Source organism: Pantoea sp. X-Soil-ISGK-285 (assembly GCF_059730815.1).
The window spans coordinates 684,471-703,703 of sequence record NZ_AP035938.1 but is presented as its reverse complement, the minus strand read 5'-3'; the positions used below and the strand labels follow the sequence as shown (position 1 = coordinate 703,703).

Genomic DNA, 19,233 nt, shown 5'->3' with positions numbered 1-19,233 from the left:
CTGGCCATCAGGCCAGCATCCTGTTTTATGCGCCGATAATTCCGCCATCTTCACGGGTGATCATAATCACCGACGACCGCGGACGCGGACTGTTGTCCGGGAAGTGCGAGTCACCCTCTTCGCCGGGATGCTGCACATTCACGAACAGCGTTTTGTAATCGGGCGTGAAGGTAATACCGGTCAGCTCGCACGATTTTGGACCGACCATAAACCGGCGGATCTCGCCACTATCAGGATCACCCACCAGCATCTGATTATTCCCCTGCCCCTGATAATCCTCTTTGTTGCTGTATTTGCCATCGGTCAGGATCCATAACCGCCCCTGCGCATCAAACCCCAGCCCATCCGGACTGTTAAAGGTATTCTCCGCGGTGATGTTCGGTGTGCCACGATAGATCCCCTCAGGATGCGCTATCGGGTTGCCACACAGCGCATAGATATCCCACTCAAACGTCTGCGCGGTAGCATCGCCTTTCTCATCCCAGCGAATAATCTGACCGTAGATATTTTTTGGCCGCGGATTCGCTGCATTGACCGGCATGCCTTCATTTCCGCGCTTGTTGTTGTTGGTCAGGGTGCAGTAGGCACGGCCGTCATGCGGGTTAACCGCAATCCACTCCGGCCGGTCCATTCGCGTTGCGTTGACCACATCTGCCGCGGCACGCGCATTGATCAAAACATCTGCCTGGCTATTGAATCCCTTTTCAGCGGTGAGTCCATTTTCGCCCCACTTCAGCGCCAGCCAGCGCCCGGTGCCTTTAAGCGGCGTGCCCTGAGCATCGCCGTTGAACTGCGCCACATAGAGCGTGCCCTTATCAAGCAGTCCGTGATTGGCTTTAGCATCATCCGGAGTGACCTTGTCATCTGAGACAAATTTATAGATATACTCGCCGCGCTCGTCGTCGCCCATATAAACCACCAGCTGGCCGGTTTTCGCGACCGTCACGGCGGCATTCTCGTGCTTGAAGCGGCCCAGCGCGGTCCGCTTTACCGGCACGGAGTGAGGATCGAAAGGATCGATTTCGACAATCCAGCCGTGACGGTTGAATTCGTTGGGATTCTTAGCGATATCGAAGCGGGGATCAAAGTCGGCCCAGTTGCGCTCCGGCTCAGCGGCATTCAGGGTATAGCGCTTCTGCTGTGGGGTCGGCGTAAAGTCCGCCTGATGGGTGCCAAAGTAGGTGTCGTAGTTCTCTTCACAGGTGAGATAGGTGCCCCACGGCGTTTTGCCGTTGGCGCAGTTACCAAAGGTGCCCAGGACATGCATTCCCTGCGGATCGGCGGCAGTCTGCAGCGCTTTATCCCCCGCTGCCGGACCGGAGAAGCGCATCGGGGTATTGGCGGTAATGCGGCGGTTATAGTCAGAAGGACGTACCACCTGCCAGCGATTGTCCTCACCCCGTTTGACTTCAACGATGGAGATACCGTGCGCCGCCTGCGACTTTTTGACATCTTCCAGGCTGGTCGCTTTACTGCCGCCGTGGGCGAACAGCGTCGGCTCATTCACATATTCATTGTTAATCGCCATCACGCCGCGATGGTCATTAATCGCGAAGAAGCTCATACCGTCGTTGTTGTCACCGAACTGCTTTTCCTGGTCTTCGGCGCTGTTGTTGCCCTGCGGATCAAACGCGGCTGCGCCATTCACCAGCGGATCACCCCAGGAGATCAACACGTCGGCGCGATAGCCAGGGGCTACCACAATCTCATCGGCCGTGGACGCGGCAATCGCCTGAAAGCCCAGCAGTGGGCTGCCCGCAGGCTTCTCCTGCGCCAGTGCACTGCCCGAGAGCGTCAGGCCGCCGCTGAGAAAGCCGGTCAGGCCGATAGCACCGGAACCGGCAAGGAATTTACGACGCAGTGGATCAGGCAGGCGGTCAGTGCTTAATGCGGAGAGTTCGATTTTCATTAGTGATTGCTTCCTTTGTGTCGATCCCAGAAAAGAAGCAATGCTAATGAATAAAGATGACAGCCAGGTTACAGCCCGGCAGGGGTGGGATTAGCGACGACGGTCAAGGATCTCAAAGCAGTAGCTGTGGGAATTTTGCTCGTCAGCGTCGTGGAATTCGCTGAACGTTGACTGCCACTCATCCGGCTCGTAATCCGGGAACTGCGTATCACCTTCGACTTCCGCATCAATGTGCGTCAGATAGAGACGATCGGCACGCTTCAGCATCTGCTCATAGACGCGGCCACCGCCAATCACCATGATCTCTTCAGCGTCACCGGCTGCCTGTAACGCCTCATCCAGCGAAGTGACCCAGGTAACGCCTTCGGTGGTGCCCGGCTGGCTGCTGACCACGATATTCAGTCGGCCAGGTAACGGACGGCCAATAGATTCAAAGGTCAGTCGGCCCATAATCACCGGTTTCTTCAGCGTATGGCGCTTGAACCACGCCAGATCTGCAGGCAGGTCCCACGGCATGGCGTTCTCCATTCCAATAATGCGATCTGCTGCTAATGCCGCGATAAGACTAATCATGTTAACCACTCACTGAAAAAAATTGGCGCCATGATACGTAAAGGTGAAACTTTCGTCGATAGGGGGAAAGGTCTAATTGCGTAAAGCTTTTCATGACGTCGTTTTTCACGGCCTGTGCAGCGTTTTTCACCGCCTAATCGCGTCAGTTTGCCGCAGCTCGCCAGCGATCGGCCTCAGGCTGGCACAAAAGTCGTGCGCAAAAGAAAACGGCTCCCGGAGGAGCCGTCAGGGTTATCAGAAGTCGTAGCGCAGACGCACCAGATTCATATCACCCAGGTTATCGGTGCTGGAGGTAAACACATGTTCGTAATCGACACGGAAACCGTAGTCGAGGAACAGCACCACACCCAGACCGTTGTCGATGCGCTGATAATCACGGCCTGTCGCATACTCAATGCGATCGCCCATGACATACGGCTGTACCGCTTTCAGACCATACTGCCCCACCGGAATCTTGTAACCGGCGAAATATTCAATGCCCCACGCGTCGCCGGCAAAGTAGTCATGCACATCTTTGCGTTTGGTGGTCATGAAGTTCTCATACCAGCCACCGCCGGCTGACAACGTCCAGTTGCCTGGGGTCCAGCTCAGCGCGGTGCCGTAAATGTTCTGATCGTAATCGCGGCTGTCGCCGTTGTTCGGGTTACGCATCGCCGCGCGGGTGTAGTTCCACGCCGTGCCCCAGCTCAGATCGTCCGTGATGTGGTAGTCCACACCCAGCGAGCCGCCGCCTTTGCGCTTATAGCGCAGGCCGTTGCCTGGCAGATACTCGTTATCTTCGAACAGATAAGAGGCGTAGAGATCCGCATCGCCGAAGCTGTTTTTATACTTCAGCTGTTTGCGTGAGCGGTAAGATCCGTCGTAGTCGCCATTGATCCCGTTACCCGGTGCCTGGCCGACCATGTCGTAATCCCAGATATCGGTCTTGGCGCCCACGGTATCGTAATAGACGCTGTTCTGCTGACCAAAGGTAAGCTGACCCCAGGTTTTGCTTTTCAGACCGGTGTAGAGCTGACGACGCGTGGTGTTATTGGCACCGTCCGCATAGTGACGATCCCAGCTGAAGACCGCCGGGACGTTAACGCCCAGCTCGTAGTAGCTGATCCAGCTGACGTCATCAAACAGGTAGTAGTCAGCGCCGAAACGGAAACGGGTGCCGCCATCAAAACCGTCGCGCTTGTAGGATTTGTCATCCACGCCGGTCTGATGATTGAACTGAGCACGAATGCTACCGCCAAAAGTAAAGTTAAGACGGCTAAGCGGATCGCCTGCCTGCGGATCCTGTTTTAACAGGGTAATTTCCGCCTGGCTGGCGAAAGGAAGAATTGCCATCAGTGCAGCCACTGCACTCAGAGAAAAAGTACGCATTTTCATTTTTTATTTATATCCTGATACGCTCCAGTGATGAGCGGCAGGCATAGTACTGACGAAAAATCCGCACAGGAAGTGTTTATATTATAAATTTGTGCGAACCGGCCTTATTCGCACCTATAGCTAAAAAATTAAGCCAAATCAGTCACTTTAACGCAAACTCTTTGCTTTCCCTGGACCCTGTTTTCGGATTATCGCCAATAAGATGGTCAAAAAAAAACGGCTCCCGCAGGAGCCGTTCAGACAGCTGACAAATTCAATTCAGGTTTTTTTTCCACAATGCATAGGCTCAACGCGCAGGGAACACGGGCAGAAGAGGAAAGCGTCCCGCGCCATGGACAAAAACGTCAGGAGCGTTTTTGAACAACGCAAAGCGTTGGCCCGGCTACGGGCGCACCTCAGGGATGAGGTGCGTAATCGCGCGGGCCGAGCGGCCAGGGATTGGCTTAAGCGACTTTCCGATCTGACCGTGTTCCCTTCGCAGGCTCGATCTCACAGCTGACCGGGCCAGATTTTGGTCAAAAAAAACGGCTCCCGCAGGAGCCGTTTTTCACATTACATCGCCTTACATCGCCTTGATCTGGGCATGCATCTCCTGAACGGAGATAACCTGTTCCGTCGGGTCAGCATTCAGCGCCATCGCGGTGGCGAAGCCGCCGTTCAGCGTGGTGTCGTAGTGCACTTTATACTGCAGAGCACTGCGGCGAATCAGTTTCGAATCTTCAATCGCCTGACGACCCGCCGTGGTATTAACGATGTAGCTATACTCGCCGTTCTTCAGACGGTCCTGAATGTGCGGACGCCCTTCGTGCACCTTGTTCACCAGGCGCGGATTGATGCCCGCTTCGCCCAGCACAACCGCCGTGCCGTGAGTCGCATCCAGTTCGAAACCAAACTTCTGCAGCTTAGCGGCCAGGTCGACAATACGTTTCTTGTCGCCTTCACGCACCGACAGCAGCGCACGGCCCGACTTCTTCATGTTGCTCTGTGCGCCCAGCATCGCTTTAGAAAACGCCTCAGCGAAGGTGCGGCCCACGCCCATGACTTCACCGGTAGAGCGCATTTCTGGCCCCAGAATCGGGTCAACGCCCTGGAACTTGTTAAACGGCAGCACCACTTCTTTGACAGAGTAGTAAGGCGGAATCACCTCTTCAGTGACGCCCTGCTCTGCCAGCGTTTTGCCTGCCATCACGCGCGCGGCAACTTTCGCCAGCGGGACACCGGTCGCTTTAGAGACGAACGGCACGGTACGCGCCGCACGAGGGTTAACTTCGATCAGGTAGACTTCGTTGTCTTTCACCGCGAACTGGACGTTCATCAGGCCACGAACATTCAGCTCAAACGCCAGCTTCTCAACCTGCTGGCGCATCACATTCTGAATCTCCTGACTCAGGGTGTAGGCCGGCAGTGAACAGGCGGAGTCACCGGAGTGAACGCCAGCCTGCTCGATGTGTTCCATGATGCCGCCAATCAGCACCCGCTCGCCGTCACAAATCGCATCAACATCCACTTCGACCGCATCATCCAGGAAGCGATCCAGCAGCACCGGTGCATCGTTGGAAACCGAGACCGCCGTCTGGAAGTAGCGCTTGAGGTCGATCTCGTCGTAGACGATCTCCATGGCGCGGCCACCCAGCACATAAGAAGGGCGCACCACCAGCGGATAACCCAGACCCGCGGCTTTCTCAACCGCCTGCTCCAGTGTCGCCACCGTGGCGTTGGCGGGTTGCTTCAGGTTCAGGCGATCAACCGCCTGCTGGAAACGTTCACGGTCTTCAGCACGGTCGATGGAATCCGGGCTGGTGCCGATGACCGGTACGCCTGCGGCTTCCAGGGCACGCGCCAGTTTCAGCGGAGTCTGACCGCCATACTGCACAATCACACCTTTTGGCTGCTCAATGCGCACAATCTCCAGCACATCTTCCAGCGTGACCGGCTCGAAGTAGAGGCGATCAGAGGTGTCGTAATCGGTCGAGACTGTTTCCGGGTTACAGTTGACCATAATGGTCTGATAACCATCTTCACGCAGCGCCAGGGCGGCGTGAACGCAGCAATAGTCGAACTCGATTCCCTGACCGATACGGTTTGGCCCACCGCCCAGAATCATGATTTTTTCGCGATCCGGACTTGGATTGGCTTCGCACTCCTCCTCATAGGTGGAGTACATGTAGGCGGTGTCTGTCGCGAACTCTGCGGCGCAGGTATCCACGCGCTTGTAAACCGGGTGCAGGTTAAACTGCTGACGCAGCTTGCGGATTTCGCTCTCTGCCACGCCCGCCAGTGTTGCCAGCCGTGCATCAGCAAAGCCTTTACGCTTCAGGGCGCGCAGGAACGTCTCATCCAGGCTATTAACCCCTTCACGGGCAACCTGCTCTTCCAGCCGCACCAGCTCTTCGATCTGCACCAGGAACCAGCGGTCAATATTGGTCAGGTTGAACACGCCATCCACTGACATGCCGGCACGGAAGGCGTCCGCGATGTACCAGATGCGGTCTGAACCGGCATCTTTCAGCTCACGGCGGATGCGGGTTAATGCTTCCGGGTCGTCGAGGTGGACTTTCGGGTCGAAGCCGTTAGCGCCTACTTCCAGGCCGCGCAGCGCTTTCTGCATGGATTCCTGGAAAGTACGACCAATTGCCATCACTTCCCCGACCGACTTCATCTGCGTGGTCAGGCGATCGTTGGCACCGGCAAATTTTTCGAAGTTGAAACGCGGGATCTTGGTGACAACGTAGTCGATGGAAGGCTCGAACGAGGCTGGCGTTAAACCGCCGGTGATATCATTCATCAGCTCGTCGAGGGTATAGCCGACCGCCAGTTTGGCCGCCACTTTAGCAATCGGGAAACCGGTCGCTTTGGAGGCCAGCGCCGAGGAGCGTGACACGCGCGGGTTCATCTCAATGACAATCAGTCGGCCATCTTTCGGGTTAACCGAGAACTGCACGTTGGAGCCACCGGTTTCAACACCGATCTCACGCAGTACCGCCAGCGAGGCGTTACGCATGATCTGATACTCTTTGTCGGTCAGCGTCTGGGCAGGTGCCACCGTGATGGAGTCACCGGTGTGGATCCCCATCGCATCGAAGTTTTCAATTGAGCAGACGATGATGCAGTTGTCGTTTTTATCGCGCACCACTTCCATCTCATACTCTTTCCAGCCAATCAGCGACTCATCAATCAGCAGCTCATTGGTCGGTGAAAGGTCGAGACCGCGTTCGCAAATCTCTTCAAACTCTTCGCGGTTGTAGGCGATGCCGCCACCGGTTCCGCCCATAGTAAATGAGGGACGGATAATGCAGGGGAAACCGACATCTTCAGCCACGGCCAGCGCTTCTTCCATGGTGTGCGCAATGCCGGAGCGCGCGGTATCCAGACCGATGCTTTTCATCGCCACGTCGAAACGACGACGATCTTCTGCTTTGTCGATCGCATCAGCCGTTGCGCCGATCATGGTGACGCCAAACTCTTCCAGCACGCCATGACGTTCCAGCTCCAGCGCACAGTTCAGCGCTGTCTGGCCGCCCATGGTCGGCAGTACCGCGTCCGGGCGCTCTTTTTCGATGATTTTGCGCACCACTTCCCAGTGAATCGGCTCAATGTAAGTCGCATCAGCCATTTCCGGGTCGGTCATGATCGTCGCCGGGTTGGAGTTCACCAGAATGACGCGGTAACCCTCTTCACGCAGCGCTTTACACGCCTGCGCACCGGAATAGTCAAATTCGCAGGCCTGGCCGATCACAATCGGACCGGCACCAAGAATCAGGATGGATTTTAGGTCTGTACGTTTTGGCATGAATTAGCTCCTGATTACTTCGCTTGCAGACGGAATGCGTCAATCAATTCAATAAAGTGGTCAAACAGCGGCGCAGCATCGCCTGGGCCCGGGCTGGCTTCCGGGTGTCCCTGGAAGCTGAATGCGGGCTTGTCAGTGCGGTGAATGCCCTGCACGGTTTTATCGAACAACGAAATGTGAGTTACACGCAGGTTAGCGGGAAGATTGTTCTCATCGACCGCAAAACCGTGGTTCTGCGCGGTGATCATCACGCGATTGTTATCGAGATCTTTCACCGGATGGTTGCCGCCGTGGTGGCCCAGCTTCATCTTCACGGTCTTAGCCCCGCTGGCCAGCGCCAGCAGCTGATGACCCAGACAGATTCCGAACACCGGGATCTCTGTTTTCAGGAAGGCCTGAATCGCGCTGATGGCGTAGTCGCACGGCTCCGGGTCGCCAGGACCGTTAGAGAGGAAGATGCCATCCGGATTAAGCTTCAGTACTTCTTCGGCAGGCGTCTGTGCCGGAACGACGGTCAGACGACAGCCGCGATCGACCAGCATCCGCAGAATGTTGCGCTTGGCACCGTAATCGTAAGCCACCACATGGTAAGGCAGTGATTCAGCGTCGGCCTGCTCTGGCAGCCCTCCCTCCAGCGTCCAGCTGCCCTGCTGCCAGCTGTAGGTCTCAGTGGTGCAGACCTCTTTCGCCAAATCCATCCCTTTCAGTCCCGGGAACGCCTGAGCTTTTTGCAGCGCCAGCGCGGCATCCGGATTATCGCCCGCAATGATGCAGCCGTTTTGTGCACCTTTCTCACGCAGCAAGCGCGTCAGCTTGCGGGTATCGATATCGGCAATCGCCACGATGTTGTTGCGCTGCAGGTAGGCGGATAAGCCCTCTTCACTACGGAAGTTGCTGGCAATCAGCGGCAGGTCACGGATAACCAGGCCTTGCGCATGAATCTGGCTGGATTCTTCGTCGGCGGTATTGGTGCCGACATTACCGATATGGGGATAAGTGAGAGTAACGATTTGGCGGGAATAGGAAGGATCAGTGAGGATTTCTTGATAACCGGTCATTGAGGTATTGAAAACGACTTCTCCCACTGCCGACCCTGTTGCCCCGATGGCCCGACCGTGGAATTGGGTTCCGTCTTCCAGAACCAAGAGCGCTGACTTAATCAAAACATCCTCCAGGGAATAAACAGTCACAATATCTGCATATTAATTCAAAATAGCCGCCTGAATCAATGCAAAAACCGCCTGAATTGTCGATTTTTGGCAAATTGCGCGCATTCTAATGATCGCCCTGGCCATTGTCTACCCTGCGGCGGGATTTTTTCACCCTTATCTGCCTTCTGAGGAAAATAACGGGCATAAGCAGCAAAAAGAGAGGAAAACTCGGCGGAATAATCGTTTGCCAGGCAGCGTAAAAGCAAAACAGATGCAGCGCGGCCTTTATTTTTGACCAAATGGTCAAAAATAGCTTCCAGCAGAGCAAATAAATGAAGAAAACAGGCAAAAACAGAAGTCAGAGATAAATTTATATCGGGAAGGCACATTTCAGATAAAATTAAGGGCAATGAAAACATTGCCCCTTTTCAATCAAGCGATTATCGATTGAAACAACCACATCACGATGGTTCACAACACTTACAACATCGACAAATCCAGCACATCCCGCATGTCAAACAGGCCAGATTTCTTATCTTTCAACCATAACGCGGACTTAACCGCACCATTTGCAAAGGTCATACGGCTTGAAGCCTTGTGGGTTATCTCTACACGCTCGCCGATATCTGCAAACATCGCAGTATGCTCACCGACGATGTCACCCGCGCGTACTGTTGCAAAACCGATGCTCTGCGGCTGGCGTTCGCCGGTGTGGCCCTCACGCGTATAGACCGCATGCTCATCCAGTTTCCACTGCATCGCATCGGCAATCGCCTCACCCATCGCCAGCGCGGTTCCGGAGGGCGCATCCACTTTATGGCGGTGGTGCGCTTCAACGATCTCAATATCTGCGTACTCCCCCATCACTTTGGCAGCCTTCTCCAGCAGCTTCAGCACCAGGTTAACCCCCACGCTGAAGTTAGCGGCGAACACTATGGGGATATCTTCTGCCGCGGCACGAATGGCCGCTTTGCCTGCTTCATCAAAACCGGTGGTGCCGATCACCATCGCTTTGCCCTGCTCACGGCAGATCGCCATATACTCCAGCGTGCCTTCCGGGCGGGTGAAGTCGACCAGCACATCAAAATCGTTAATCACCGCGCGTAAATCGTCAGCGATGATGATGCCATTTTTTCCGATGCCCGCTAATTCACCAGCGTCGCTGCCGGTCAGCGATGAGCCCGGGCGAGCCAGTGCCGCACCCAGTTCAGCGCCTTCTGCCTGCTGCGTTGCCTGAATCAGATTACGGCCCATACGGCCCGGCGCGCCCACAATAGCAATGCGGATTGTGTTCATATTTATTCATTCCTAAAACAAAACTATGCATCCAAAGCGTCATCAGGTTAACGATGAGTTAACAGTCACGCCACTATTAATCCGTGATAATAAGAATTTTATGCCAGCCGCCCGTGATTATCAGTAAAAGCAATCACCGCAGCAAATAACGACTTTTTTTGTCAGATTCAAAAAACAAAAAAGGCCGAACAGAGTCGGCCTTTTTATCAGTAATATCGCAGAGTTACTGCACGTTACGCACTTCGACACGCAGCTCTTTGGGCACTTCGAAGACAATATTCTCTTCACGGCCAATCAGCTCAATTGCCGCTTCGCCGCCCAGTTCACGCAGCCGCTGGATCACCTGCTGCACCAGAATATCGGGCGCTGACGCGCCTGCGGTGACGCCGATGCAGGCCACGCCTTTTACCCACTCTTCCTGAATATCATCCGCAGAGTCGATCAGCTTCGCCAGCTTACCGGCACGCTGAGCCAGCTCAGCCAGACGGTTAGAGTTAGAGGAGTTCTTCGACCCCACCACCAGCACCACTTCCGCATCTTTAGCCAGAGTACGAACCGCTTCCTGACGGTTGGTGGTGGCGTAGCAGATATCATCTTTACGCGGCCCGATAATCGCCGGGAAGCGCTGGCGCAAAGCATCAATGATGTCAGAGGTGTCATCCACCGACAGCGTGGTCTGCGTCATGAAGCTCAGATTGTTTTCGTCTTTCACTGTCAGTCTGAAGACATCTTCCGGTGACTCCACCAGATACATGCCGCCATTAGGGTTGTTGTACTGCCCCATGGTGCCTTCGACTTCCGGATGACCTGCATGACCAATCAGTATTGCCTCAACGCCTTTACGGCTGGCGCGTGCCACTTCCATATGCACCTTGGTCACCAGCGGACAGGTAGCGTCAAACAGCATAGTCAGATTGCGCGCTTTGGCTTCGGCACGCACCGCCTGAGAAACACCGTGCGCAGAGAAGATCAGAATCGCGTTATCCGGCACTTCACTGATCTCTTCAATGAAGATGGCACCGCGCTCACGCAGGCTGTTTACCACGTAACGGTTATGCACCACTTCGTGACGGACATAGATTGGCGCGCCATACATCTCCAGCGCGCGCTCAACAATACTGATGGCACGATCAACGCCAGCGCAGAAGCCGCGCGGATTAGCTAACAGGATTTGCATCGTTGGCCTCCAGTGCGGGATCGATTTCCAGCACCTCTACATCAAACTGAATACGACGACCTGCCAGCGGATGGTTGAAATCCACAGTGATAGAGTCACCGGAGATTTCACGGATCACGCCAGGCATTTCACTGCCGCCCATGCCGCTGAACAGCATGATGGCTCCCACTTCCGGCTCACCCGCATCGATAAAGTCCCGACGCGAGAAATACTGGATCAGGTCAGGGCTGACGCCGCCAAAGGCGTCGTCCGGTTCCAGGGTAAACTGTTTAGTTTCACCCGCTTTCAGCCCCAGCAGTGCCTGCTCAAGTGCCGCAGAGAGGCTGCCATCACCGAGACGGAACAGCGCGGGCTTGCCGTTTGCACGGGTCGATTCCGCCGTCGAGCCATCTTCCAGCTTCAGCGTAAAATGCACCAACACCGCGCTTTCGCGCTGTACGGACTCAGTCATCACTTACCCTTTCTGTTTAGCCTGTTTGCCGTTCGGGCTGAAAAAGCCCTCCAGCACCACCAATGCAGCACCGATACAGATGCCGCAGTCAGCGATATTAAATGTAGCGAAGTGCCAGTTACCGACATAGAAATCGATAAAATCGACCACAAAGCCATGGTATGAGCGATCAAACAGATTGCCTATCGCGCCGCCGATGATCAGGGCATACGCGATGTTAGCGATCTTCTGACTGGCATGATTACGATACATCATCACGACCAGTGAGATCACGATAGCCAGCGCAATACCGGCAAAGAACCAGCGCTGCCAGCCGCCTTTGTCCGCCAGGAAACTGAACGCCGCGCCGTAGTTGTGCGCGTAGAACAGGTTCAGGTAGGGCATCAGTGGCCGGGTTTCATGCAGCATCATGTTGTTCATCACCCACTGCTTACTGGCGAAGTCGACAACAATCACCACCAGCACCAGCCACAGCCAGCGCAATCCGGTTGATAAAATAGGTTTACGCATCAGGCAAATTCACGCTGTTCGCCGTCACCGGCTACGTTAGTGTAACAACGACCACAGACCTCAGCATGCTCAGGATTCTGTCCGACGTCGGTAGTGTAATGCCAGCAGCGCTGACATTTCTCGCCTTCCGCCTTGTGCAGCGCGATTTTCAGACCTTTCAGCAGCTCACTCTGCTGCGCTTCGTCGTTCGCCAGGGCGTAATCAGCCACCTGTGCGCCAGAGGTCAGCAGCACAAAGCGCAGCTCATTACCCAGCGCCTGCAGTTTAGCCGCCAGCTCCGGATCGGCATAGAGCGTTATCGTTGCTTCCAGTGCGCCACCGATACGTTTATCCGCACGCGCCTGCTCGATCACCTTGTTCACTTCGCCACGCACTTTCAGCAGCTCAGCCCAGTAGGCGTCATTCAGCGCTTCATCTTCAGCCAGGCCAAACAGCCCCTGATACCACTCTTCGGTGAAGACATACTGCGCACGTTCGCCCGGCAGGTAGCCCCAGATCTCATCTGCCGTAAAGGACATGATCGGTGCCATCCAGCGTACCAGCGCTTCGACGATATGCCACAGCGCGGTCTGGCAGCTGCGACGCGCAAGGCCATCGCCTTTCGCGGTGTACTGACGATCTTTGATGATGTCGAGATAGAAGCTGCCCATCTCAATTGAGCAGAACTGCATCAGACGCTGGATCACTTCGTGGAAATCGTAGTTCTCGTAAGAGGCAACGATATCGGCCTGTGCCGCCTGAGCGCGACCGACGGCCCAGCGATCCACCACCACCATCTCTTCCGGTTTCACCAGATCGGTAGCCGGGTTAAAGCCGCTGAGGTTAGCCAGCAGGAAACGCGCGGTGTTACGGATGCGGCGATAGGCATCAGCAGAACGTTTAAGGATCTCATCGGAGACCGCCATTTCGCCCGAGTAGTCGGTTGATGCCACCCACAGGCGCAGAATATCGGCGCCCAGTTTGTTCATCACATCCTGCGGCGCAACCGTGTTACCGATCGATTTCGACATCTTGCGGCCCTGACCATCCACGGTGAAACCGTGTGTCAGTACCTGACGATAAGGCGCTTTGCCCTTCATCGCCGTGGAGATCATCAGCGAGGACATAAACCAGCCGCGATGCTGATCGGACCCTTCCAGATAGAGGTCAGGCGCATGTCCGCCAAATTCCGGACGCGCATCAACCACGGAATAGCTGGTTGAACCGGAGTCAAACCAGACATCCAGCGTATCCGGCACTTTTACGTAATGATCGGCATCGTCGCCCATCAGTTCGCGCGGATCGAGATCCCACCAGGCCTGAATCCCCTCCTGCTCAACGCGCTGCGCCACTTTTTCCATCAGCGCCAGCGTGTCCGGGTGCAGCTCTTCGCTCTCTTTATGAACGAACAGCGCCATCGGTACGCCCCAGGTACGCTGACGAGAGATACACCAGTCGGGACGGTTCGCCACCATCGATTCGATACGCGCCTGGCCCCAGTCCGGGATCCACTGTACGCCTTTGATCTCCTTCAGCGACTGCGCACGCAATCCTTTCTGATCCATGCTGATGAACCATTGCGGCGTGGCGCGGAAAATAATCGGCGTTTTATGGCGCCAGCAGTGCGGGTAGCTGTGCAGCAGTTTCTCAACGTGCAGCAGCGCGCCCTTCTCTTTCAGCAGCTCAACGATCATGTCGTTGGCTTTAAAGACGTTGACTCCATCCAGCGTCGGATAGGTGCCTGGCAGATAGCGGCCATCCGGTCCGACCGGATTGGCGGTTTCGATGCCATATTTCTGACCGATAACATAGTCATCCGGGCCGTGGCCAGGTGCCGTGTGGACTGCACCGGTACCCGCTTCCAGGGTGACGTGATCGCCCAGTACCACCAGCGACTCAAGCGCCAGGAACGGATGCTGGAATTTCTGCAGCTCCAGCGCCGCGCCTTTACATTCGCCCAGTACCTGCCATTCGCTGACGCCCGCGCGCTTCATCACGCTCTCGACCAGATCTTTTGCCAGGATCAGCGCGCGACCGTCGATCTGCAGCAGCTGATACTCAAATTCCGCGTTTAACGAGATGGCGCGGTTAGCCGGCAGCGTCCACGGTGTCGTCGTCCAGATCACCAGTGAAATCGGACCATTAACCTGTGCCACACCAAACGCCTGACGCACCGCGTCGGCATCAATGGCGTTGAACATCACATCAATCGACGGTGACGTTTTGTCGTAATACTCCACTTCCGCTTCTGCTAAGGCAGAACGGCAATCCAGGCACCAGTGCACGGGCTTAGCGCCTTTGTGCAGGTGGCCGTTGCCGATGATTTTACTCAGCGCACGAATGATGTTGGCTTCGGTACCGAAATCCATGGTCAGGTAAGGACGATCCCAGTCGCCCAGCACGCCCAGACGGATAAAGTCCGCCTTCTGGCCTTCAACCTGTTCTGCGGCGTATTTGCGGCACGCTTCGCGGAATTCAGCAGCGGTGACTTTCTCGCCTGGCTTGCCGATCATCTGCTCAACTTTGTGTTCGATTGGCAGACCGTGACAGTCCCAGCCCGGCACATACGGTGAGTCATAACCCGCCATGCCTTTCGACTTAACGATAATGTCTTTCAGAATCTTGTTAACGGAGTGACCAATATGAATGCTGCCGTTCGCATACGGAGGGCCATCATGCAGGATAAAGGTTTTTTTCCCTTTTTTGGCTTCGCGGATGATGCCGTACAGGTTGTCGGCATACCAGCGTTGCAACATTCCCGGTTCGCGTTTGGCCAGATCGCCACGCATCGGGAATCCCGTTTCCGGCAAATTCAGGGTAGATTTATAGTCACTCATCAGATTCTCGATTCCGTTTTTCGCTCAGGTTAAAGCAGCCCAAAGAACTGCCGGGCCGTTACCACATCGTTCGCAATTTGTTCTTTCAACGCCTCCAGTGAGGCAAAGCGCTGCTCGTTTCGTATTTTCTGTTTCAGCACCACATCAATGTGACGACCATAGAGATCCATATTGATGTCGAGCAGGTGAACTTCAAGCTGCTGGCGTAAACCTTTTACGGTCGGACGGGTGCCGATATTGGCGACACCTGGCAGTGGCTCGGGCGTCAGACCCCGTACCTCTACCGCATAAACCCCTTTCACCGGCGAGACGCTGCGGCGTAAAGGGAGGTTCGCCGTGGGGAAACCCAGCGTGCGTCCCAGTGCATCACCGTGCACAACGCGGCCGGAAATAGTGAAAGGGTGACCAAGCAGCGACTGCGCCAGCGCTAAATCATCCACGGCCAGCGCCTGACGCACGGCAGTACTGCTGATTCGCTTACCGCCATCACAGAAGGTTTCGGTGCTGACGACCTCAAAGCCGTACTCCGCACCGGCTTTCTGTAATAACAGGAAATCACCCTGGCGACCAGCGCCGAAGCGGAAATCATCGCCTACCGCAAGGTACTTTACGTCCAGCTTTTCGACTAACAGGTCACTGATAAAACGCTGGGCGGACAAGGCCGCAAAGCGACGGTCGAACCGCACGCACAACACTTTATCGACGCCGGCTTCCGCCATGTATCGCAGTTTTTCACGCAGACGCGTCAGACGAGCCGGCGCTTTGTCACCGGCAAACAGCTCCAGCGGCTGTGGCTCAAAAACCATGACCACCACCGGCAGATTGCGCTTACGTCCCTCTTCACACAGCCGCGACATCAGCGCCTGATGCCCACGGTGCACGCCATCGAAATTACCAATGGTCAGAACGCAGCCGCGATGCTGCTCGTTAAGATTATGAATACCGCGGATAAACTTCATGGCTGGCCCAAACCGGTGGAAATCGGCGGATTATACCCTTGAAAGCGACTCAGGTTAACCCGTCAGCACGCCTTTCATGCTTTAGGCGCTGCATTTCCTGTTGCAGAAGCGCATGTTAAGAATTTTGTCGCGAAATACTGTATTCAGCGAGGGGAAGCTGGTAGAATCCTGCGCCATCAAATACGTAACCGAGTGCCGCTCTCAGGGCGACGCTTATTTGCACAAATCCATTGACAAAATCAGGTTAGAAGGGCATAGTCCTCGGCCTTTGATTTGTCTCTATAGAACACATTTGGGAGTTGTACCTTGGCTAATATCAAATCAGCTAAGAAACGCGCCGTAACATCTGAGAAACGCCGTAAGCATAACGCTAGCCGCCGCTCTATGATGCGTACCTTCGTTAAGAAAGTATACGCGGCGATCGCTTCAGGCGACAAAGCTGCTGCGCAGAACGCATTCAATGAAATGCAACCACTCGTGGACCGTCAGGCTGCTAAAGGTCTGATCCACAAGAACAAAGCTGCACGTTATAAGTCTAACCTGACTGCACAGATCAACAAACTGGCTTAATCGCCTGTTGTTAATCGCTTTGTTAAAAAAGCCGGCGCTTACGCCGGTTTTTTTTCGTCTGTACCCTGGCGGGGAAAGAGTTCGCTGAAGTCTGCGTGACAGAGTCGCTGCACCGCCGGATGCTGAATCATCCGCTCCGCGAAGAGTATGTGATACTCCTCTGATACCGCGTCGAGCCGCCCGACTTCATATATCCCCTCACGTTGACCCATCTCCAGCAAAGGCGCGACAAAAATCGCATTCTGTCGCGCACCAAACGCCGTCATCAGTGCCGCATCATCAAACTCACCGAGAATCTCCACCTGCACTCCCTGGGTGCTGATCCAGTTGAGGATTTTGCGCCCCAGCATGGAGCGGCGCCCCGGAATCAGCAGGGGACGCGTCTCCAGGCAGGCCGGAAAAGAGAGATCGCTGAGCGGCTGGGTTGACCAGAAGCTGATCGGGCATTCCCCCAGCTTCACCGAAAATAGCCCTTCCTGTTGGGTGGGGTCGATGGAGCAGTCAGAGATAATCATATCCAGCTTGTGCTGACTGAGCTGCTCCAGCAGCATTTCGTGGGTCGATTCAAAACAGCGCAGATGAATTTTCTCCTCTGCGACCACCGCCGTCTCCAGCACCTTGCTGACCAGCTGCTTTGAGAGCGCATCTGCCACGCCAACATCCAGTAGCAGATGAGACTCTTTGCGGTAATTCACAATATCCAGCATCTCCTGACTCAGCATAAACATGCGGTCAGCATAGCGAAAAACCAGCTGCCCCAGTTCAGTCGGTACTAGGCCCCGTCCCTGACGCCGGAAAAGCTTGCCCTGCAGGCGCTCCTCCAGTGCCTTAATCTGCCCGGTAATGGTCTGCGGCGTCAGGGAGAGTGCCTCTGCTGCCGCCGTAATTGATCCCGCACGGCAGGCGTGCCAGAAGTAGTAGAGATGATTGAAATTGAGCTGATTCATAGCAAAAAGGAGGCTTTCGCCTCCTCCCCATTAACGCAGTTTAATTCGCAGCAGCGTATAGCCGATGACGGCTGAAAGCAGAGAGCCGGTCAGTATGCCCAGTTTAGAAAAGGTCACCAGCTGTTCATGCGCGGCATCAAAGGCCAGCGAACTGATAAAAATTGACATAGTGAAGCCAATTCCGCACAGCACACCAATCGCCATAATATCGCGTATGGTTGTGCCGTTGGGTAATACTGCCAGCCGCAGTTTTACCGCCAGCCAGCAGAAGAGCGTAATGCCTAATGGCTTACCGATTAACAGGCCGAAGATGATGCCTGACGGTTCAGGCGAGAGGACATCACTCAGCGTAATGCCAGCAAGTGAGATACCGGCATTAGCAAAGGCAAACAGCGGCAGAATCATCCAGTTCACCCACGGCATCAGACCATGCGCCAGATGTTCCGCTGGAGAGTGCCCCTCTTTCTTCTCCAGAGGCACGAAGAAGCCCACAATGACGCCAGCCAGGGTTGCGTGGACGCCCGACTTCAGCACGGCGGTCCAGAGTATGATACCCACTAGTATGTAGACTGAGATTCTACGGACGTTAAAGCGGTTCAGGAGTGCCAGCACGACAATTGCGCCAGCAGCCACGCACAGGGAGAGCACTGAGAGGTCACTGGTATAGAACAGAGCGATAATCACAATGGCACCCAGGTCATCAATAATCGCCAGTGCCATCAGAAAGACTTTCAGCGCAACGGGAACACGGCTGCCCAGAAGGGCCAGCACACCCAGCGCAAAAGCGATATCGGTTGCGGTGGGAATGGCCCAGCCGTTACGTGCAATCTCATCACCATGGTTGAAAAGCAGGAAGATCAGGGCGGGTAACGCCATGCCGCCTATTGCCGCGATGACCGGGAAGATAGCCTTGTCACGGCTGGCAAGTTCTCCGACCATCAACTCACGCTTTACTTCCAGGCCAATAACCAGAAAGAAAAGCGCCATCAGCGCATCGTTGATCCACAACAGCAAGTTTTTGCTGATATCCAGCGCTCCGAAGCGGATTTGTACCGGTTCATTCAGCAACGCCTGGTAACCCTGGGCGGTAGCGGCCGTATTGGCGAGGATCATCGCCGCGACCGCCGCCACGATCAACATCACGCCATTGCTGGCATCACTTTCAATAAAACTTTTTAGCAGATTTTTTAATTTGCGCGGCTTGTTCAACGTTCATCTTCCTGAGCAGAGACAGAATGTTAAACAGTGTAACGATTCATATAGTTCGTTAAAAGCAGCTTATACCGCGCTATATGCTCGGTTTCGCCGAGCAGTAGCAGCAGTAAACGTCGGCTTTTTTATGAGTGCTGCGGTGAGGGAGAGATAATGCAGCCATCACAGGCAGGGGATTTAAAGTAAAAAAAGCGGAGCCGGGGCTCTAATGCCAGTCAGTTAAGCGACAGGTGATAACGCAGTCTGGTGCCGGGCCAGAAGTCCACGCCGTGAAGCGTGGACAGTTCGGGGCCGGCCAGGGAGGGCCGATCCCCGAACGGTTCGTCGGCACGACGTCAAAGCCGAAGGTACCGCGTGAGCGGCGCGAGGACGGCCCGGCAGCAGCAGAGGTGCGCTGGCCCGCACTGCGGCTCGCTCGCCCAAAAAAAAGCTGCCACGTTTGACCGTGACAGCCTTTACAAATCTAATCTAAACTGATCAGCATCAGAGCCGGGGCTC

At 55.2% G+C, this 19,233-nt stretch carries 15 protein-coding genes; 1 reads left to right on the top strand and 14 read right to left on the bottom strand.

Features of this window, described 5'->3' with window-relative positions:
* Nucleotides 1-25 precede the first annotated feature (25 nt).
* The 12 genes from AC6I8B_RS03200 to ribF all read right to left on the bottom strand — a co-directional run bounded on the left by AC6I8B_RS03200 (nt 26) and on the right by ribF (nt 16,006).
* Nucleotides 26-1,909, bottom strand: coding sequence for a PhoX family protein (locus AC6I8B_RS03200; RefSeq protein ID WP_010253756.1), 1,884 nt, complete (start codon nt 1,907-1,909; stop codon nt 26-28).
* Nucleotides 1,910-1,999: 90 nt separating this feature from the next.
* Complete coding sequence (gene folA / locus AC6I8B_RS03195; protein ID WP_010253752.1) at nt 2,000-2,482, bottom strand: type 3 dihydrofolate reductase; 483 nt, start codon at nt 2,480-2,482, stop codon at nt 2,000-2,002.
* Nucleotides 2,483-2,716: 234 nt separating this feature from the next.
* Nucleotides 2,717-3,856 (bottom strand): porin, encoded by a 1,140-nt coding sequence (locus AC6I8B_RS03190; RefSeq protein WP_010253747.1) that lies wholly within the window; start codon nt 3,854-3,856, stop codon nt 2,717-2,719.
* 562 nt (nt 3,857-4,418) lie between these two features.
* The gene (gene carB, locus AC6I8B_RS03185; RefSeq protein WP_010253739.1) at nt 4,419-7,646 is read right to left on the bottom strand and encodes a carbamoyl-phosphate synthase large subunit; all 3,228 of its coding nucleotides are present in this window, start codon (nt 7,644-7,646) and stop codon (nt 4,419-4,421) included.
* Between the two features lie 14 nt (nt 7,647-7,660).
* Nucleotides 7,661-8,809 (bottom strand): glutamine-hydrolyzing carbamoyl-phosphate synthase small subunit, encoded by a 1,149-nt coding sequence (carA, locus tag AC6I8B_RS03180; RefSeq protein WP_033756525.1) that lies wholly within the window; start codon nt 8,807-8,809, stop codon nt 7,661-7,663.
* Nucleotides 8,810-8,871: 62 nt separating this feature from the next.
* Nucleotides 8,872-9,216 (bottom strand): hypothetical protein, encoded by a 345-nt coding sequence (locus AC6I8B_RS03175; protein WP_497817586.1) that lies wholly within the window; start codon nt 9,214-9,216, stop codon nt 8,872-8,874.
* A gap of 61 nt (nt 9,217-9,277) precedes the next feature.
* Complete coding sequence (gene dapB, locus AC6I8B_RS03170; protein WP_010253726.1) at nt 9,278-10,093, bottom strand: 4-hydroxy-tetrahydrodipicolinate reductase; 816 nt, start codon at nt 10,091-10,093, stop codon at nt 9,278-9,280.
* Between the two features lie 223 nt (nt 10,094-10,316).
* Complete coding sequence (gene ispH / locus AC6I8B_RS03165; RefSeq protein ID WP_010253724.1) at nt 10,317-11,270, bottom strand: 4-hydroxy-3-methylbut-2-enyl diphosphate reductase; 954 nt, start codon at nt 11,268-11,270, stop codon at nt 10,317-10,319.
* Entirely contained in the window at nt 11,251-11,721 is a 471-nt protein-coding gene (gene fkpB / locus AC6I8B_RS03160) for an FKBP-type peptidyl-prolyl cis-trans isomerase (protein WP_010253720.1), read from the bottom strand. Before fkpB ends, ispH begins: the two co-directional genes overlap by 20 nt.
* 3 nt (nt 11,722-11,724) lie before the next feature.
* Complete coding sequence (gene lspA / locus AC6I8B_RS03155) at nt 11,725-12,231, bottom strand: signal peptidase II (RefSeq protein WP_424999152.1); 507 nt, start codon at nt 12,229-12,231, stop codon at nt 11,725-11,727.
* On the bottom strand, nt 12,231-15,047 hold the full coding sequence (ileS, locus tag AC6I8B_RS03150) for an isoleucine--tRNA ligase (protein WP_497816145.1): 2,817 nt from the start codon (nt 15,045-15,047) through the stop codon (nt 12,231-12,233). The genes lspA and ileS overlap by 1 nt, the downstream gene beginning before the upstream one ends.
* A 29-nt stretch (nt 15,048-15,076) precedes the next feature.
* The gene (ribF, locus tag AC6I8B_RS03145) at nt 15,077-16,006 is read right to left on the bottom strand and encodes a bifunctional riboflavin kinase/FAD synthetase (RefSeq protein WP_010253714.1); all 930 of its coding nucleotides are present in this window, start codon (nt 16,004-16,006) and stop codon (nt 15,077-15,079) included.
* A gap of 306 nt (nt 16,007-16,312) precedes the next feature.
* Here ribF and rpsT point away from each other — a divergent pair, with 306 nt between their 5' ends.
* A complete protein-coding gene (gene rpsT / locus AC6I8B_RS03140; protein ID WP_008925553.1) occupies nt 16,313-16,576 on the top strand; it encodes a 30S ribosomal protein S20 in 264 nt (87 codons plus the stop codon).
* 38 nt (nt 16,577-16,614) lie between these two features.
* Here the strand turns inward: rpsT and nhaR are convergent, their stop codons facing one another.
* Together nhaR and nhaA are read right to left on the bottom strand one after the other, a co-directional pair.
* Nucleotides 16,615-17,523 (bottom strand): transcriptional activator NhaR, encoded by a 909-nt coding sequence (nhaR, locus tag AC6I8B_RS03135; RefSeq protein WP_033770947.1) that lies wholly within the window; start codon nt 17,521-17,523, stop codon nt 16,615-16,617.
* Between the two features lie 30 nt (nt 17,524-17,553).
* The gene (gene nhaA / locus AC6I8B_RS03130) at nt 17,554-18,732 is read right to left on the bottom strand and encodes a Na+/H+ antiporter NhaA (RefSeq protein WP_010671807.1); all 1,179 of its coding nucleotides are present in this window, start codon (nt 18,730-18,732) and stop codon (nt 17,554-17,556) included.
* Nucleotides 18,733-19,233: the final 501 nt, after the last annotated feature.

Bases quoted from the DNA above. Each gene is read 5' to 3' on its own strand.
- AC6I8B_RS03200 (WP_010253756.1), bottom strand. From the start codon at position 1,909: ATGAAAATCGAACTCTCCGCATTAAGCACTGACCGCCTGCCTGATCCA.
- folA (WP_010253752.1), bottom strand. From the start codon at position 2,482: ATGATTAGTCTTATCGCGGCATTAGCAGCAGATCGCATTATTGGAATG.
- AC6I8B_RS03190 (WP_010253747.1), bottom strand. From the start codon at position 3,856: ATGAAAATGCGTACTTTTTCTCTGAGTGCAGTGGCTGCACTGATGGCA.
- carB (WP_010253739.1), bottom strand. From the start codon at position 7,646: ATGCCAAAACGTACAGACCTAAAATCCATCCTGATTCTTGGTGCCGGT.
- AC6I8B_RS03175 (WP_497817586.1), bottom strand. From the start codon at position 9,216: ATGTTTTCATTGCCCTTAATTTTATCTGAAATGTGCCTTCCCGATATA.
- dapB (WP_010253726.1), bottom strand. From the start codon at position 10,093: ATGAACACAATCCGCATTGCTATTGTGGGCGCGCCGGGCCGTATGGGC.
- ispH (WP_010253724.1), bottom strand. From the start codon at position 11,270: ATGCAAATCCTGTTAGCTAATCCGCGCGGCTTCTGCGCTGGCGTTGAT.
- fkpB (WP_010253720.1), bottom strand. From the start codon at position 11,721: ATGACTGAGTCCGTACAGCGCGAAAGCGCGGTGTTGGTGCATTTTACG.
- lspA (WP_424999152.1), bottom strand. From the start codon at position 12,231: ATGCGTAAACCTATTTTATCAACCGGATTGCGCTGGCTGTGGCTGGTG.
- ileS (WP_497816145.1), bottom strand. From the start codon at position 15,047: ATGAGTGACTATAAATCTACCCTGAATTTGCCGGAAACGGGATTCCCG.
- ribF (WP_010253714.1), bottom strand. From the start codon at position 16,006: ATGAAGTTTATCCGCGGTATTCATAATCTTAACGAGCAGCATCGCGGC.
- nhaR (WP_033770947.1), bottom strand. From the start codon at position 17,523: ATGAATCAGCTCAATTTCAATCATCTCTACTACTTCTGGCACGCCTGC.